Source organism: Kitasatospora sp. P5_F3 (assembly GCF_054049135.1).
Genome location: NZ_JBFUMY010000025.1, coordinates 24,861 through 41,834 on the forward strand (window position 1 = coordinate 24,861; position 16,974 = coordinate 41,834).

15 protein-coding genes are annotated in these 16,974 nt (G+C 71.0%); 1 reads left to right on the forward strand and 14 read right to left on the reverse strand.

The genetic code is table 11. The features are described 5' to 3' along the window. The 7 genes from rplS to proS all read right to left on the reverse strand — a co-directional run bounded on the left by rplS (position 1) and on the right by proS (position 5,531). Positions 1-351: a 50S ribosomal protein L19 gene (rplS, locus tag ACXJMZ_RS16965; protein WP_057232319.1), complete on the reverse strand. Its 351-nt coding sequence runs from the start codon at positions 349-351 to the stop codon at positions 1-3. A 153-nt stretch (positions 352-504) separates the two neighbouring features. After that, the gene (gene trmD / locus ACXJMZ_RS16970; protein WP_457030877.1) at positions 505-1,323 is read right to left on the reverse strand and encodes a tRNA (guanosine(37)-N1)-methyltransferase TrmD; all 819 of its coding nucleotides are present in this window, start codon (positions 1,321-1,323) and stop codon (positions 505-507) included. 1 nt (position 1,324) lies between these two features. Beyond that, the gene (rimM, locus tag ACXJMZ_RS16975) at positions 1,325-1,918 is read right to left on the reverse strand and encodes a ribosome maturation factor RimM (protein WP_457030878.1); all 594 of its coding nucleotides are present in this window, start codon (positions 1,916-1,918) and stop codon (positions 1,325-1,327) included. Between the two features lie 219 nt (positions 1,919-2,137). Next, a complete protein-coding gene (locus tag ACXJMZ_RS16980) occupies positions 2,138-2,377 on the reverse strand; it encodes an RNA-binding protein (protein WP_030306741.1) in 240 nt (79 codons plus the stop codon). A 2-nt stretch (positions 2,378-2,379) separates the two neighbouring features. Further along, a complete protein-coding gene (gene rpsP, locus ACXJMZ_RS16985) occupies positions 2,380-2,811 on the reverse strand; it encodes a 30S ribosomal protein S16 (RefSeq protein ID WP_457030879.1) in 432 nt (143 codons plus the stop codon). Positions 2,812-3,124: 313 nt separating this feature from the next. Then, the gene (locus ACXJMZ_RS16990; RefSeq protein WP_057232311.1) at positions 3,125-3,703 is read right to left on the reverse strand and encodes a hypothetical protein; all 579 of its coding nucleotides are present in this window, start codon (positions 3,701-3,703) and stop codon (positions 3,125-3,127) included. Positions 3,704-4,118: 415 nt separating this feature from the next. Then, positions 4,119-5,531: a proline--tRNA ligase gene (gene proS / locus ACXJMZ_RS16995; protein WP_457030880.1), complete on the reverse strand. Its 1,413-nt coding sequence runs from the start codon at positions 5,529-5,531 to the stop codon at positions 4,119-4,121. A gap of 199 nt (positions 5,532-5,730) precedes the next feature. On the opposite strand from proS, the gene ACXJMZ_RS17000 reads away from it, so the two are divergent. Continuing rightward, positions 5,731-6,540: a class I SAM-dependent methyltransferase gene (locus ACXJMZ_RS17000; RefSeq protein ID WP_457030881.1), complete on the forward strand. Its 810-nt coding sequence runs from the start codon at positions 5,731-5,733 to the stop codon at positions 6,538-6,540. A gap of 76 nt (positions 6,541-6,616) precedes the next feature. On the opposite strand, the gene ftsH is transcribed toward ACXJMZ_RS17000, so the two are convergent. The 7 genes from ftsH to nsdA form a co-directional block, all read right to left on the reverse strand. Next, positions 6,617-8,449, reverse strand: a complete 1,833-nt coding sequence (gene ftsH, locus ACXJMZ_RS17005) for an ATP-dependent zinc metalloprotease FtsH (protein WP_457030882.1) — start codon at positions 8,447-8,449, stop codon at positions 6,617-6,619. 66 nt (positions 8,450-8,515) lie between these two features. After that, positions 8,516-9,064: a GNAT family N-acetyltransferase gene (locus ACXJMZ_RS17010; RefSeq protein WP_457030883.1), complete on the reverse strand. Its 549-nt coding sequence runs from the start codon at positions 9,062-9,064 to the stop codon at positions 8,516-8,518. Between the two features lie 63 nt (positions 9,065-9,127). Next, positions 9,128-10,702 carry a signal recognition particle protein gene (ffh, locus tag ACXJMZ_RS17015; protein ID WP_457030884.1) on the reverse strand — a complete coding sequence of 525 codons (1,575 nt, stop codon included), beginning with the start codon at positions 10,700-10,702 and terminating at the stop codon, positions 9,128-9,130. Positions 10,703-10,801: 99 nt separating this feature from the next. Continuing rightward, positions 10,802-13,225, reverse strand: a complete 2,424-nt coding sequence (locus tag ACXJMZ_RS17020) for a [protein-PII] uridylyltransferase (protein WP_457030885.1) — start codon at positions 13,223-13,225, stop codon at positions 10,802-10,804. A gap of 103 nt (positions 13,226-13,328) precedes the next feature. After that, entirely contained in the window at positions 13,329-13,667 is a 339-nt protein-coding gene (locus ACXJMZ_RS17025) for a P-II family nitrogen regulator (protein ID WP_057232299.1), read from the reverse strand. Continuing rightward, positions 13,667-14,995, reverse strand: coding sequence for an ammonium transporter (locus ACXJMZ_RS17030; RefSeq protein ID WP_457030886.1), 1,329 nt, complete (start codon positions 14,993-14,995; stop codon positions 13,667-13,669). The genes ACXJMZ_RS17025 and ACXJMZ_RS17030 overlap by 1 nt, the downstream gene beginning before the upstream one ends. A 353-nt stretch (positions 14,996-15,348) precedes the next feature. Then, positions 15,349-16,803: a transcriptional repressor NsdA gene (nsdA, locus tag ACXJMZ_RS17035; protein ID WP_457030887.1), complete on the reverse strand. Its 1,455-nt coding sequence runs from the start codon at positions 16,801-16,803 to the stop codon at positions 15,349-15,351. Positions 16,804-16,974 lie beyond the last annotated feature (171 nt).

The window sequence follows — 16,974 nt, forward strand, 5'->3', positions numbered from 1 at the left end:
TCAGCGGTCGCGCTTCTCCTTGATCTTCGCGGCCTTGCCGCGGAGGTCACGCAGGTAGTACAGCTTGGCGCGGCGAACCGCACCGCGGGTCACGACCTCGATCTTCTCGACGACCGGGGTGTGCACCGGGAAGGTGCGCTCCACGCCGACGTTGAAGGACACCTTGCGAACGGTGAAGGTCTCACCGATGCCGGCGCCGTGGCGGCGGATGACGACGCCCTGGAAGACCTGGACACGGGAGCGGCTGCCCTCGATGACCCGGACGTGAACCTTCAGGGTGTCACCGGCGCGGAAGGCCGGGATGTCGTCGCGCAGCGAAGCCACGTCGACAGCAGCGAGCTTGTTGCTCATTTTGCTCTCCATCGCAGGCGCCACGGGCCGCCCACGGAAGTTCGTCACAATGGGGTGTGCTGCGGGCCGCTTCGGTTCGCGATGGTCCCCCCGTGGCGGGGGCAACGCTCCACCGACTTCCACAAGGGAAGTCCGACGGCAGACAACAGTCGCCTATTCTTCCACAGCTTCCGCCAGAGACCGAAATCGGCCGAGGCTCTCGTCCCAGGCAAGCCCCAGGATGCTGAGCGCCTCGCGCTCCTTCTTGTCGAAGGTGCCAAGCTCCCAGCGCTCGACCAGGTCCGGCCGGTTGGCCAAGGTCCGGGCGAACGCCTGCTCCCGTCGCCAGCGGGCGATCTTGCCGTGGTGACCGCTGAGCAGCACCTCCGGCACCTCGCGCCCACGCCACTCGGCCGGCTTCGTGTAGACCGGGCCCTCCAGCAGATCCGCCATCGCGCCCGGGGCGAAGGAGTCGTCCCGGTGCGACTCGGCATTGCCGAGCACCCCGGGCAGCAGCCGGGCGATCGCCTCGACCATCACCAGCACCGCGACCTCGCCACCGGCCAGCACGTAGTCGCCGATCGAAGCCTCGACCACCGGCATCCGGGTGGCGGCCTCCTCGATCACCCGGCGGTCGATTCCCTCGTACCGCGCGGGAGCGAAGGCCAGCCACGGCCGTCCGGCCAGTTCCTGGGCCAGTTCCTGCGTGAACGGCCGCCCGCTCGGCGTCGGCACCACCAGGGTCGGGACCTCGCCCTCCGGCCCGCCGGCGAGCACCGCGTCCAGCGCCGCACCCCACGGCTCCGGCTTCATCACCATGCCGGGGCCCCCGCCGTACGGGGTGTCGTCGACCGTGCGATGAATGTCGGTGGTCCACGAGCGCAGATCGTGCAGGTGCACGTCGAGCTGGCCTCGGGCCCTGGCCTTGCCGACCAGCGAGACGTTCAGCGGCTCCAGGTACTCCGGAAAGATCGTGACGACGTCGATCCGCATCTCACTCACCCTCGGAACCAGCCACATCATCCGAAGCACCGGCATCAGAAGCATCCGCATCGTCCGAGCGGACCACCACAGCCTCCGCCGGGTCGATCAGCCCGGGCGGCGGGTCGATGACGGCCCGCTGGTTCTCCAGGTCGATGGTCGGCACGATCCGGGTGACGAACGGCACCAGTACCTCGGTCCCGTCCGGCCGGGTGACGGTCAGCAGGTCCTGGTACGGCAGGTGGACCACCTCGCTGAGTTCGCCGACCAGGGTGCCGTCGAGCAGCACCACGTCCAGGCCGATCAGCTGGTGGTCGTAGAACTCCTCGGGATCGTCCGGCCGGTCCTCCGGGTCGATCTCCGCGATCAGCATGGTGCCGCGCAGCGCCTCGGCGGCGTTGCGGTCGTTCACCCCCGCGAAGCGCAGCAGCAGCCGGCCGCTGTGCACCTTGCCCGACTCGATGGTCAGCGGGCCGACCGTGGCCGGGTCGGTGAGCAGGACCGCGCCGGGCCCGAGCCGCAGTTCGGGTTCGTCGGTACGGACCTCGACGCTGACGTCCCCCCTGATGCCGTGGGCACGGCCGATCTTGCCGACGACGAGCTGCACGGTGATCGTTCTCCTGAATCTGTACCGGCGATGCGTTGGGTCCGGTGAGCCGAAAGACGGTGAATGGCGAGAAAGCCGAGCAGGACGGGAAGGAGGAGAAAGCGCAGGCGACACCCCGGCAAAGCCCGGGGAAACCGGCACCGTCCGGCCCGGAAATGCAGAAGGACCGGCCGGGACGACATGCGTCCCGGCCGGTCCCAGAAACCTGACGGTCGAGCGTCAGCGAATGCTGTCCACGTCGACCAGGTCGACCCGGACGTTGCGACCGCCGAGGGCGCCGACCACGGTGCGCAGAGCGCGAGCCGTTCGGCCGCCCCGGCCGATCACCTTGCCGAGGTCATCGGGGTGCACGCGCACCTCGATGGTGTTGCCCCGACGCAGGTTGCGCGAACGCACCTGCACCTCGTCGGGGTGCTCGACGATGCCCTTGACCAAGTGGTCGAGGGCGTCCTCGATCACGCTCAGGCCTCGGTGGAAGCGGCGTCGGCCTCAGCCTCGGCCTTGTCCGCCTTCTTGGCCTTCGGGGTGATGGCAACACCGGTGGTGCTGTCCTCGAAGCCGGCGACGGCCTTCGCGAAGAGGTGCGAGAAGTCCTCGACCTTGGGCTCGGCCACCAGCAGCGGGGCCGGGGCCGGCAGGCCCTTGAACTTCTGCCAGTCACCGGTGAGCTTCAGGATGGCGAGGACCGGCTCGGTCGGCTGGGCGCCGACGGACAGCCAGTACTGCGCGCGGTCGGTGTCGACCTCGATCTTCGAGGGGTTGTAGGTCGGCTGGTAGATGCCGATCTCCTCGATGGCGCGACCGTCACGCTTGGTGCGCGAGTCCGCGATGACGATGCGGTAGTGCGGGGCGCGAATCTTGCCGAGACGCTTGAGCTTGATCTTGACTGCCACGGGAGTGGGTTCTCCTGGTGTTGACGTGGGTGAACAGCCGCTGCCACCGCGTGGGGTTGCGAGGGCGGCCGTTCAAGGGACACGCCAGCCGTAGGAGAGAGGGGTCCTGCTCGGCTGCCGAGTACTCAGCTGTCCATTCTGCCACACCGCGCCGGTCGGCCCGACCGAGGGCCCCCGCCCCCGGTTGAGCCGAGTCTCAGCACTACAGGTGATGCAGAACGTGCGGCACAGCCCGCTGGCAACGGACGGCAGGAACAGGACGGGACACCGGCACCGGCACTGGCACCGGCAGGAAAGCGGGGCCGAACTACGGTCACGCGATCCGGAACGGCTGCTGACAGGCACCGCAGACGATCGACGCCTGAGCCAGCACCGACGGCACCACCCGGACGTTGCGCCCGCACCCACAGATCGCCTTGACCCGGACACCGCCACCGGAGGAACCGTGCCGAGCCGCCGGGCCGCGGAACGCGCGGTGTCCACCCTCGCCGTTGACGGCGAGCTGGTGTGCGCCGAGCGCGCGGTCGAGCCGCTCGATCGTTCCCGAGTACCGCTCCTGAGTCTCCATCAGCATGGTCACCTGGGAGAAGCCGCTACTGGCGTGCGGCTCGACCGGGTGCGCCAGACCGAGCTCGGAGGCGAGCAGCAGGAAACGCCGGTTGTGGTAGCGGCCTGCCCGTGAGGTGTCACGGATGTCGCGGGCCGCGGCCAGGCCGTGGGCGGCTTCGTGCAGCAGTCGCTCGAAGCCGAGCTGGCTGCCACAGGCGGAGGACGACTCGCCGATCAGGGCCTCAGGCGAGGCGAGGTCGGGGAGGTCCTGGTGATGGGCCTGGATGTCACTCCAGGCGGCGGCCAGTTCGGCCGCGAGGACGAGAGGCTGTGTCGTGCTCACGCTAGACCAACGATGCAGTGAGCGCCGATGTTCCGCGAGTTCCCGTTCTCCGGGAATTCCCAGCGAACTCCCAGGAATGCGCTGTCGCGCGTGAATTGCGCTGCCCGTATCTGACGCAAGACCAACCCCCTGCAACTTTGGGCCCGGCGAACCTCGCCAGGCTCTCGGCTATCGCCATGGGGACGGTTGCCCCCTTAGACGAACGGCCCGTGGCAGCGTCGAAATTGACAGGGCCACGGGCCGTACACCGTACCGCTAGTTCAGCACGACCGGGAGTTGACCGGTCAGTAGTCTCACCAGACAGTCAGCTAGCGGTACAACAATCGCACCGCATTAGTCGTGCTCGATGACTCACAAAGACCGGACCGATCGCGATCGGTAAGCACCGGTCAGGTAATCACCCGTCGGATCGCGATCAGTAAGCGCGAGCCACGATCGCGATGTTGCCTTCCTGATCGTCCGTCAGCGGCACCGAGCCGTCGGCGGCGACGATGCAGCGGACCGACACACCCTGCTCGGCCAGCTTGGCCTCGCCGGCCGGGCCGAGCTCGGCCCAGGACATCCGGCCCCAGCCGGTGGCGGCGGCCTCGACGGCCTCGTCCAGGTTCTTGACCTCGACGGTGCGGGAGATCCGGCGCTCGCGGGACTGACGGAGCAGCAGCGCCTGGTCCTCCTCGAGGATGCCCGGCAGCAGCGCGGCCAGGCCGTCGATCGAGACCGGCTCCTTGCCACCGGGGATCCGGCGGGCCAGCATCGCGGTGCCGTTCTCCAGGTCGCGCGGGCCGACCTCGATCCGCAGCGGTACGCCCTTGAGCTCCCAGTCCACCGCGCGGCGGCCGAACGGGGTGTCGGTCTTGTCGTCGACCACGACCCGGATGCCGGCTGCCTCCAGCTGGGCGCCGATCTCGCGGACCTTGGCCAGCACCGCGTCGTCGCCCTTGATGGCCAGCACCACGGCCTGCACGGCGGCCAGTCGCGGCGGCACCCGCAGCCCGTTGTCGTCGCCGTGCGACATGATCAGGCCGCCGACCATCCGGGTGGAGACGCCCCAGGAGGTCTGCCAGACGAACTCACGCTCGGCGCCCTGCAGCTGGTACGTGGTGTTGAAGGCCTTGGCGAAGTTCTGGCCCAGCTCGTGGCTGGTGCCCATCTGCAGCGCCTTGCCGTCGCCCATCATGGCCTCGAGGGTGAGGGTGTTGATGGCGCCCGCGAAGCGCTCCTTCGCGGTCTTGCGGCCGAGCACCACGTCGATGCCCAGCACGTTGGTCATGAAGTCGCCGTAGACGGCGGTGTGGATCATCGAGGCGTACGCCTGCGCGTCCTCGTAGGTGGCGTGGGCCGTGTGGCCCTCCTGCCAGAGGAACTCGGTGGTGCGCAGGAAGATCCGGGGGCGCAGCTCCCAGCGGACCACGTTGGCCCACTGGTTGATCAGCAGGGGCAGGTCGCGGTGGCTCTGCACCCACTTGGAGAAGTACTCGTTGATGATCGTCTCGGAGGTCGGCCGGACCACGATCGGCTCGTCGAGCTCCTTGCCGCCACCGTGGGTGACCACGGCGAGCTCGGGGGCGAAGCCCTCGACGTGCTCCGCCTCCTTGGTCAGGTAGGACTGCGGGATGAACATCGGGAAGTAGGCGTTCTGCGCGCCTGCCTTCTTGATGCGCGCGTCCATTTCCTGCTGCATCCGCTCCCACAGGCCGTAGCCGTACGGTCGGATGACCATGGTGCCGCGCACCGGACCGTTGTCGGCCAGCTCGGCCTTGTTGATGAGGTCCTGGTACCAGCGCGGGAAGTCGTCCGCCTGAGGAGTGAGAACGGGTGCCTTAGCCATGGGGCAGATGGTACGGGGCCGAAGGCCCTGACTGTGAATCCGTTTCAGCGGGGGAGCGCTGGGGGCGCACCGGCCCGGCGCGCGGACACCACCCGGTACACCTCTGGACGCCGGAGCCCGGGCGCTGTTCGCTGGTCTCGGGGCGGGACTCTGGGGGGCGCGTTGGCAGCAATCACCCAAGGACCGGATGGAGGCCGCGATGGCTTCGGCGCAGGTGACCGGCACGACCTCGGAGCGACTCCGCACACCCGTCTGTACCGGCCCGCACAGTCGGGCCAGGGACTGGGCGGAGATCCAGGAGCGGATGCTCGTCCCGCTCTACCAGGCCGTCTACGAGCGGTTGGAGGTCGGTCCGGCGACGTCCGTGCTGGGCCTCGGCTGCAGGTCGGGGCTGGCTCTGCTGCTGGCTGCCGAACGAGGTGCCCAGGTGGCCGGGCTGGAGTCGGACACCGAGCTGCGCGAGCTGGCGCAGGGTCGTCGGCTGCAGGTGCAGGAGGCTCCCCGGACGGCGGAGTCCGTCGCCCACTCGGCCCACTCCCTGGTCACGGTTTTCGAGCAGTTGCAGACCACCCCCTCGCCCACCCGGCTGGTGGCCGCCGCCGCCCGGCGGACCCTGACGGGCGGTCAGCTGGTGCTGGCCTCCTGGGGACCGCCGGAGCGCTGCGAGAGCGCGGCCGTGCTCGAGGTGGCCCTGCGGCAGGCGGGGCGTACGCCGGTCCGTGACCCCTTCGCGCTCGGCGCGCCCGGGCGGCTGGAGGAGCTGCTCGGCGCGGCCGGGCTTCGGCCGGCCGGTGGTGGCCGGGTGACCTGCCCGTTCGCCTACGCCGATCTGGACAGCGCGGTCCGCGGCATGCTCTCCACCGGCCTGTTCGACCCGGCCGTGACGGCGGCCGGGTCGGCCCTGGTGGTGAAGGAGCTGGAGGAGGCGCTGCACCCGTTCGTCCGTCCGGACACCTCGGTCCGGATGGTCAACGTGTTCCGCTACGTGGTCGGCGACCGGGTGAACTGAACGCGTACCGACGCCAAGGGGCGCGCCCGACATCGGACGCGCCCCACGATCCCCGCAACTCACGCCAGGTCGGGACTCAGGCCAGGTCGAGCGCCTTCCGATCGACCCCCGCCGCCCGGTACGCCGCCTCCTCGTCCAGCGTCTCCGCCTCCAGCAGTGCGCCCGCCAGCGCGTCCAACTGCGGCCGGTGCTCCTTCAGCAGCCGGACCGCGTCGTCGTAGCACTCCGCGACGATCCGCCGGGCCTCCTCGTCCACCGCGTCCAGCGTGGTCGGGGCGGCCGACAGCCCGTACGCGCCCTGGGTGTCGTTGGGCACGGCGGTGAGCCGGCCGACCCGTTCGCTCATCCCCCAGCGTCCTGCCATGCCCCGGGCGATGTTGGTGACCTGCTCCAGGTCGCTCTCCGCGCCGGTGGTGATCACGCCGTAGACCACCTGCTCGGCGGCCATCCCGCCGAGTGCGCCGATGATCCGGCCGCGCAGATAGGGCTCGGTGTAGGAGTACCGGTCGGTGTCGGGGGTGGAGAGCGTGACGCCGAGGGCCCGGCCGCGCGGGACGATGGTGATCTTGCGGACCGGGTCGGCGCCCGGCTGGAGCATGCCGAGCAGCGCGTGCCCGCTCTCGTGGAAGGCGGTGCATTCGCGCTCCTCCTGCGGCATCACCAGCGGGCGGACGGCACCCAGTTGGACCTTCTCCAGGGCGTCCGAGAGGTCGGCCGGGTTGACCTGCTCCTGCTTGCGCTTGACCGCGAGCAGGGCTGCCTCGTTGACCAGGTTGGCCAGGTCGGCGCCGGTCATCCCGGGGGTGACCTTGGCGACCTGGCGCAGGTCGACCTCGGGCGTGAGCGGGACGGCCCGGCTGTGGATCGCCAGGATCGCGGCCCGGCCGTCCCGGTCCGGCGGGCTGACGGTGATCCGGCGGTCGAAACGGCCGGGGCGCAACAGTGCCTGGTCGAGCACCTCGGCCCGGTTGGTGGCCGCGATCACGATCACGCCCTCGGAGCCGGAGAAGCCGTCCATCTCGGTGAGGATCTGATTGAGCGTCTGCTCCCGCTCGTCGTGGCCGCCCATCCCCCCGCCGCCGCCGCGCTGGCGGCCGATGGTGTCGATCTCGTCGATGAAGATGATCGCGTGCGCCACCTTCCTGGCCTCGGCGAAGAGCTCGCGGACCCGGCCGGCGCCGACGCCGACGATCATCTCGATGAACTCGGAGGCCGAGGCGGAGAAGAACGGCACGTCGGCCTCGCCGGCCACGGCCCGCGCCAGCAGGGTCTTGCCGGTGCCGGGCGGTCCGGCCAGCAGGACGCCGCGCGGCATCTTGGCGCCGAGCTTGCGGTACTCCTGCGGGTTCTTCAGGAAGTCGACCACCTCGGTGAGTTCGGCCTCGACCTCGTCGATGCCGGCCACGTCGGCGAAGGTGGTGCGCTTGCCGTCCTCGAGGGCGACCGGCTTCGGCGGGGCCTTCCTGCCGAAGCCCGCGCCGCCCATCCCACCGGCCATCTTCCGGGCCACCAGCACCCAGATCAGCACCAGCAGCAGCATCGGGGCGAGCGAGAGCAGCAGGTTGGCCAGGAAGCTGCGCTGCTGGACCACGGGCTCGGCGGTGACGGTGACGTTCTGCTGCTGGAGGGTGGTCCAGAGCTGGTCGTCGGCGAAGGCCGGGCGCTGGGTGGTGAACTCGGTGTAGTCCCCGCGGCCGCCGTCCGGTTTGGGGGCGGCGGCCTTCAGGGTGCCCTCGATCGCGTCGCCCTTGGAGTAGATCTTGGTGACGTTGCCCTTGCCGAGCTGACTGTTGAACTCGGTGTACGAGATCGTCGTACTGGCCCCACCCCCGAAGTAGTTCAGCAGCGCTTCGGCGATCAGGAAGACGGCCAGCGCGGTGAGCACCAGTCCGATCCAACCGCCGGGCATCTTCCGGCGCGGCGGGGGCGGGGGCGGCGCTCCCTCGGACCGCGCCGCCGGGCGTGACCGCGTTCCTCACCGACCGGGCGTGACGCCGGTCCACTCCTCCGCCGTCAGGGCGAACCGCTCGTGGTCGCGCCAGGCGCCGTCCAGGAACAGCATCCGGGGGGTGAAGCCCTCGTGCCGGAAGCCCAGCCGGCGGGCCAGTGCGATGGAGCGCTCGTTCTCCGGCTGGACGTTGATCTCCAGCCGGTGCAGCCCGAGCCCGCCGTCGGTCTGCGGCCCGAAGCAGCGGTCCACCACCAGCCGCATGCCCTCGGTCATCCGCCCGGTGCCGGCGTACGGCAGGTAGGAGTCGTAGCCGAGGGCGGCGTTGCAGAACCGGCCCATCACGATGTTGGCCACGTTGCACTTGCCGACCAGGCCGCCGGTGGCCAGGTCGGCGATCAGGAAGGTCCGCAGCCCTGGGCCCTGACGCTCCAACAGCTCGGGCAGGCCGTCCGGTTCGACGGGGTTCCACCGCCCGACGTGCTCGGCGGAGCGGCGCACCGCCTCGGCGTACGGTCCGGCGTCGGCTGTCATCGGGGGTCGAATCGTCACTCGCACCCCTCCATCATCGAACATGCCGGGAACAGCACGACGGCCCGCCACCCCGGTCGGGTTGACGGGCCGTCGGCCGTGGACCGCTCAGAGCAGGTCCTTGAACTCCTTGGGCAGCTGGAAGTCGGCCGGGCCCTTGCCCGCGCCGAGGCCGAACGCACCACCGGTGCCGCCCTCGGCGGGCGCGGCCGGGGCACCCGGGCCGAGCGCCTTGCGCTCGGCGGCGGCCGCCTCCTCCTGGGCCCGCTTCAGCGGGTTGCCGGACTTGCGCTTGCCCTTGGCGGCCGGGGCCTTCTTCAGCGCCTTCTTGCCGCCGCCACCCATGCCGGGGATGCCCGGCATACCGGGGATGCCCTTGCCGGAGGCCATCGCGGCCATCATCTTGCGGGCCTCGAAGAACCGCTCGACCAGGTTGCTGACCTCGCCGACCTGGACACCCGAGCCCTTGGCGATCCGCAGCCGGCGCGAGCCGTTGATGATCTTCGGCTCGGTCCGCTCGGCGGGCGTCATCGACTTGATGATCGCGCCGACCCGGTTGACGTCCTTGTCGTCGATGTTGTTGATCTGGTCCCGGATCTGGCCCATGCCCGGCAGCATGCCGAGCAGCTTCGAGATCGAGCCCATCTTCTGGACCTGCTCCAGCTGGGACAGGAAGTCGTCCAGCGTGAAGTCCTTGCCGCCACCCTGCAGCTTGGCGGCCATCTTCTCGGCCTCGGCCTGCGAGAAGGTCTGCTCGGCCTTCTCGATCAGCGACAGCATGTCGCCCATGCCGAGGATCCGGGAGGCCATCCGGTCCGGGTGGAAGGCGTCGAAGTCGTCGACCTTCTCGCCGTTGGAGGCGAACATGATCTGACGGCCGGTCACGTGCGCGACCGACAGCGCGGCACCACCGCGGGCGTCACCGTCCAGCTTGGACAGCACCACACCGGTGAAGTCGACGCCCTCGAGGAAGGCCTGCGCGGTGACCACCGCGTCCTGGCCGACCATCGCGTCGACCACGAACAGGACCTCGTCCGGGTCGACCGCGGCGCGGATGTCCGCGGCCTGCTGCATCAGCTCGGCGTCGATGCCCAGGCGGCCGGCGGTGTCGACGATGACCACGTCGTACTGCTTCTGCTTGGCGTACTCGATCGAGTCGCGGGCGACCTGCACCGGGTCGCCGACGCCGTTGCCGGGCTGCGGGCCGTAGAACGCGACGCCCGCGCGCTCGGCCACCACGCCGAGCTGGGTGACCGCGTTCGGGCGCTGGAGGTCGCAGGCGACCAGCAGCGGGGTGTGCTTCTGGCTCTTCAGCCAGTGGCCGAGCTTGCCCGCCAGGGTGGTCTTACCGGCACCCTGCAGACCCGCCAGCATGATGACGGTCGGGCCGGTCTTGGCGTAGCGGAGGCGTCGGGTCTCGCCACCGAGGATGTTGATGAGCTCCTCGTTGACGATCTTGACGACCTGCTGGGCCGGGTTCAGCGCGCCGGTGACCTCGACGCCGAGCGCACGGTCCTTGACCTGCTTGATGAAGGCCCGGACCACCGGGAGGGCGACATCCGCCTCCAGCAGCGCGATCCGGATCTCACGGGCGGTGGCGTCGATGTCCGCCTCACTGAGGCGGCCCTTGCCCCGGAGGTTCTTGAACGTCGCTGCGAGGCGATCGGAAAGAGTGTCGAACACGTCGGTCGCGGGTCCCTTGCGGCATCGGTACTAGTACGGTCGTCGCCCCCAGGGTATCCGGCCGCTTCACCAACGGTCCCCACCCCGGTCGAAACCCGGCTACCCCAACGCCGCCTGCACCGCCGAGGCCACCTCGCGGGCCCGCTCGGCGGTCAGCGGACGACCCGCCGGATCGGTCACGTAGAAGGCGTCCACAGCGTCCGCGCCGAGGGTGGAGACGTGCGCGGTACGGACCCGGACGCCCGCCGCGTCCAGCGCCCGGCCGATCCGGTGCAGCAGGCCGGGGGCGTCGTGCGCCCTGACCTCCAGCACGGTGGCGGTGCTGGACGCGCCGCCGGGTGCGACCGTGACCACCGGCGGCGGGGTGGCGATCCCCCGGCGGCGCGGGGCGGCCGCGTCCCGTTCGGCCAGCTTGCGGGCCACGTCCAGCGAGCCGTCCAGCGCCCGGCGCAGGTCGGCCCGCAGGCGCGCGCCCTCCGGGAGCTCGCCGTACTCCGCCGCCACCGTCCAGGACAGCAGCAGGACCGGCCCAGCCCCGACCGGGTCGAGCTCGCGCAGCCCGGCCGAACGGACCGTCAGCCGGTGCAGCGCCAGCACCCCGGCCACCGTGCCGAGCAGGCCCGGCTGGTCGGGCAGCGCCAGGGTCAGTTCGACGCCCATCGGCTCGGTGGCGAACGAGTCCTGCTGGGTCTGCGCGAGCAGGGTGAGCGCCGGGCCGCCGGTGCGTCCGGCCTCCACCGCGAGCCGCTCCTCCTCGGCGGTCGGCTCGGCGTCCGCCGGGTACGAGCTGCCGCCGGCCAGCCGCTCGGCCGCCCGCTCGGCAAGACCGCGCACCAGCGAGGCCCGCCAGCCGCTCCAGGCGGCCGGTCCGGTGGCGGTGGCGTCCGCCTCGGTCAGCGCGTGCAGCAGTTCCAGGTGCGGCAGGGTGCCGACCACCTTGGTGATCAGGTCGACGGTGGCCGGGTCGTCCGGGTCGCGCCGGGTCGCGGTGTCCACCAGCGTCAGGTGGTGGCGCACCAGCAGGGCCAAAGTGTCGGTGTCCGCCTTGTCGAAGCCCATCCGGGCCGCCACGTCCCGGACGATCACCTCGCCCGCCTCCGAGTGGTCCCCGGGCCAGCCCTTGCCGATGTCGTGCAGCAGCGCGGCCACCAGCAGCAGGTCGGGCCTGGCCACCCGGCGGGTCATCGCGGCGGCCTTCACCGCGGTCTCGATCAGGTGCCGGTCCACCGTCCAGCGGTGCACCGCATTGCGCTGCGGACGGCAGCGGACCCGCTCCCAGTCCGGCAGCAGACGGGTGATCAGACCCTCCGCCTCGTACGCCTCCCAGACCGGGATGGCCGCCTCGCCCGCGCCCAGCAGGGTGATCAGCTGCTCCCTGGCCTCGTCCGGCCAGGGCACCGGCAGCGGCCTGGCCTCGGTGGCCAGCCGGCGCACGGTGGCGTAACCGACCGTCAGACCGGCCTGCGCGGCGGCGGCCGCCGCGCGCAGCGCCAGCACCGGGTCCTGCCCGGGCCTGGCGCCCTGGGCGAGCACCGCCTCGCCGTCCTGCTCGACCACGCCCTCGGCCAGCGGCCGGCGGTCCACCACGCCGCGCGCCACCGCGCCGCTGCCCCGGCCGACGCCGGTGAACGGGAAGGCCAGCCGGGAGACCCGGCGGCCCCGGCCGGTGCGGGCGGCCAGCACGCGTTCGACGGACCGCCAGGTGACGTCCCCGGCGTAGCTGATGGTGCGGGCGGCCTCGTACACCTGCCGGAGCAGGATGTCGGCGTCCAGCACACCGAGCCGGGCGGCGACCTGGTCCTGCTCCTGCAGGGTGAGCCGTTCGGTGGCCCGGCCGGTGGTCAGGTGCAGCGCGTCCCGGACGTCGGCGAGCCGGGCGGCGGCCGCCTCCAGACCGTCCCGGGGGGCGTCGGCCAGCCAGCTGGCGGCGATCGCGTTCAGCGCCACCACGTCCCGCAGGCCGCCCCTGGCCTCCTTCAGGTCGGGCTCCAGCAGGAACGACAACTCGCCGTGCCGCTCGGCCCGTTCGAGGCAGGACTGCCGGAGTTCGGGGAGTCGCTTCGGCGCGGTGGCCCGCCAGTCGGACAGGACGTTCGAGCGCAGCTCCGCCGTCAGTTCCGGGTCACCGGCCAGGTGCCGGGCGTCCAGCAGGCCGAGCTGGGCCTTGAGGTCCTCGGCGGCCACCGCGCGGGCCTCGGCGGGGGTGCGGACCGCGTGGTCCAGCGCGGCGCCGCCGTCCCAGACCGGGTACCAGATCCGCTCCGGCAGCGCCGGGTCGATCGGGCCGGTGTGCAGCAGCAGCACGTCCAGGTCGCTGCGCGGGGAGAGCTCGCCGCGGCCATAGCCACCGACCGCCACCAGCGCGGTACCTGACGGGGCGCCGGCTGTCGCGTACAGGCCCGCGAGCCAGCCGTCGGCCAGCCGGGAGAGCGCGGTGCGGCGGGCCGTGCCGCCCAGGCCGGGTTCCGCCAGCAGGCGGGTCCGGGCGGCGGCGTACTCGGAGGGCTGGTCGGTGCTGCTCACGGCGAGTTCCCCGTCCGTCGGTGCTGCGGGACTTCCGGATATGCGTCCGGCGGACCGGCCGCCCCGAGGGGTGACCGGCCCGCCAAGGACCTTGCGTCGAATGCTAGATCGCGTCCGGCCCGCGCTCGCCGGTCCGCACTCGGACGGCGGTGTCGACCGAGACGCTCCAGACCTTGCCGTCACCGATCTTGCCGGTGCGGGCGGCCTTCACCAGGACCTCGATGACCTCCTCGGCCATGTCGTCCTCGACCAGGATCTCGACCCGGACCTTGGGCACCAGGTCGACGGTGTACTCCGCGCCCCGGTAGACCTCGGTGTGGCCGCGCTGCCGGCCGTAGCCGCTGGCCTCGGTGACGGTCAGTCCGTGCACCCCGTGCTCCTGGAGCGCGGTCTTGACCTCGTCCAGACGGTGCGGCTTGATGACTGCGGTGATGAGCTTCATCAGGCGTCGACCTCGGCCTTCTTCTCAGCGGTGGCGGCAGCGACGGGGGTGGCGACGGCGGTCCGGCCCAGGCTGGCCCCGACCGCGCTGAAGTCGTAGGCGGACTCGGCGTGTTCGGCCTGGTCGATGCCGGACACCTCGACGTCCTCGGAGACCCGGAAGCCGATCGTCTTGTCGATCGCCTGGCCGAGCAGCCAGGAGACGACGAAGGAGTACAGGCCGACCACGACGACACCCATCGCCTGCTTGCCGAGCTGCTCGACCCCGCCGCCGTAGAACAGGCCCTGCGCGGTCTGGCCGACGTGCCCGGTGGCGAACAGGCCGATCAGCAGCGAGCCGATCACACCGCCGACCAGGTGCACGCCGACCACGTCGAGCGAGTCGTCGAAGCCCCAGCGGTACTTCAGGCTGATCGCGGCGGCGCAGGCCGCACCGGCGATCAGGCCGATCGCGATGGCGCCGAGCGGGCTGACCGAACCACAGGCCGGGGTGATCGCGACCAGACCGGCGACCGCGCCGGAGGCGGCGCCCAGCGTGGTGAACGCGCCGTGCCTGATCTTCTCGTAGGCGAGCCAGCCGAGCACCGCTGCGGCGGTGGCCACCTGGGTGTTGATGAAGGCCATGCCCGCGACACCGTTGGCGGCCAGCGCCGAACCGGCGTTGAAGCCGAACCAGCCGAACCAGAGCAGACCGGAGCCGAGCATCACCAGCGGCAGGCTGTGCGGACGCATCGGGTCCTTCTTGAAGCCGATCCGCTTGCCGAGCACCAGGCAGAGCGCGAGGCCCGCCGCACCGGCGTTGATGTGCACCGCGGTACCGCCGGCGAAGTCGATCACGCCGTTGCGGTCGCCGAGCCAGCCGCCGTTGCCGCCGTCGAAGAAGAACACCCAGTGCGCGACCGGGAAGTAGACCACCGTCACCCAGAGCCCGATGAACAGGCCCCAGGCGGCGAACTTGGCGCGGTCCGCGACAGCCCCGCTGATCAGCGCCGGGGTGATGATCGCGAACATCAGCTGGAAGGCGGAGAACGCGGTGACCGGGATGGTGCCGGTGAGGTCGTTCAGGCCGATGCCGCGCATGCCCAGGAAGTCGAGGTTGCCGATCAGGCCGGCACCCGCGTCCGGACCGAAGGCGAGCGAGTAGCCGTAGAGCACCCAGAGCACGCTGACGATCGCGAGCGAGATGAAGCTCATGACCAGCATGTTGAGCGTGCTCTTGACCCTGACCATTCCGCCGTAGAAGAAGGCCAGGCCAGGTGTCATCACCATGACCAGGGCCGCACAGATGAATACAAAGGCGGTATCGCCCGCGCTGAAGCCGTCCGGCATCGGCGTCTCCTCGTGAATGAATGCCGCTCCACCCGCAGGATCCCTGTCCCGTGCCACCTGGAGTGTCGGCGATGAAGAGGAGAGTGCCGAAGGCTGATTTCGGCCGATGCGGCTCGGTGTTTCGCGACCGTGACGGGCCGGACCACGACGTTACGAGGAGATGAACTACGGCCGTGCCATGACAGACCATGGGTTACCGTACGGCCCGGTCGGACGCCGGGTGCCCGGACGGTCACCGGCCGTGGGGCTCCAGGGGCGGCGGGGGCGGGGGAGCCCGATCGCGTACAGACCTCTGGTGGCCCCACGGCCGGGGTACGGGGTGGAGTTGGCCGAAACCGAACCGTGACGTGGGATCAGCCGGTGGGGACGAACTCCGGGATGTCCTGCACCACCAGGTCGGCCAGCTGACCCACCTCGGCGACGTCCCTGAAGTTCCGGGTGGCGGCGGCCGAGGTCTTCCTGATCCGGGTGTTCAGCCGCTCGGAGCGGACCCGGGTGGCGATGTCCACCGCCTGCTTGGCCATCACCACGGCCTGCTCCGGCTCGTTCTGCAGCAGGTGCACGCTGGACATGCCGATCAGGTTGAAGGCGTAGCTGCGGACGTGGTCCGGGTCCTCCCGGAACAGGTCCACCGCGCGCTCCATCACCGGCGCGGACATCGAGGCGTACAGCGGGCTGCGGGTGGTGTGGTACGCCAAGTCCCGGTAGGAGTGGGCGTTCTCCGCGTTCAGCTCCGCCAGCGAGAAGAACTTCAGCCAGTCCGGGTCGTTGTCGCCCCGGGCGCAGTCACTGAAGGTGTCCTCGGCCAGCCGGGCCGCCCGGGCGCAGCGGTTGACCTCGCCGATGGTGGAGTAGGCCCGGGCCTCCATCGCGAACAGCAGCGACTGCTGGCGCGGGCTGGCGCTGTCCCGACTGCCGTACTGGGCCAGGTGGATCAGCTCCAGGGCGTCCTCGCCCCGGTTCAGGTGGATCATCTGGCGGCTCATGTCGGTCAGGATCTGCGCGCCGAACGGCCGGTCCCCTGCCTCCTTGGCCGCGTGCAGGGCGAGCACGTAGTACTTCTGCGCGCTCGGGTGCATGCCGACGTCGTACGACATCCAGCCCGCCAGGTGGGCGAGTTCGGCGGTCAGCCGGAACAGCCGCTTGGTGGTCTGCTCGGGGTAGCTCTCCTGCAGCAGGTCGGTGACCTCGTGCAGCTGGCCGACCACCGCCTTGCGGCGCAGGCCGCCGCCGTTCTGCGCGTCCCACTGACGGAACATCACCGTGGTCTGCTCCAGCAGCTGGAGCTCGGGCTCGGAGAGCCGGCCGGAGAACTGCTCACCGCCGGTGGCCGCCGCGAGGATCGGGGTCGGCACGCCGCCCTGGTTGGGGGTCAGCCAGCGCTGCATCGGCTCGATCAGCGCGGCGCCCGCGGTCAGCGCGAGCGAAGTGCCGAGGAAGCCACGGCGGTTGAGCATCAGGTCGCTGCGCGAGTACTCGCTGATCAGCTGCACCGTCTGTGGCGCGCTCCACGGCAGGTCGACGCCGCTCTCCACGGTGCTCACCGGGACGGCGGTGCGTAGCCCGAGGTCCTCGATCGAGACCACCGAGCCGAACCGCTCGGAGAACAGCTGGGACATGATCTTCGGGATCGGCTCCCTGGGCTGCTCCCCGTCCAGCCAGCGGCGCACCCTGGAGGTGTCGGTGCTGACGTGGTGCGCGCCGATCTGCCGAGCCCTGCGGTTCACCTGACGGGCCAACTCGCCCTTGGACCAGCCACTCCGGCCGAACCACGAGGTCAGCTTCTCGTTCGGTTGCTTCTCTGCCATGGGAACGTCCCCATCCCGCCCGGCCCCGCCAGAGGCCCCGCTCGTCTTCGCCCGCTCTGTCCGCCTCTTACCCGCCCGATGTGGACGGTCCGCTGCGTTCCGTGTGCTGAACGTAACGTGGCAACCGCCATCCGGGGGAGCATCACCCGAGAATCGCCACCTTTCGCCACC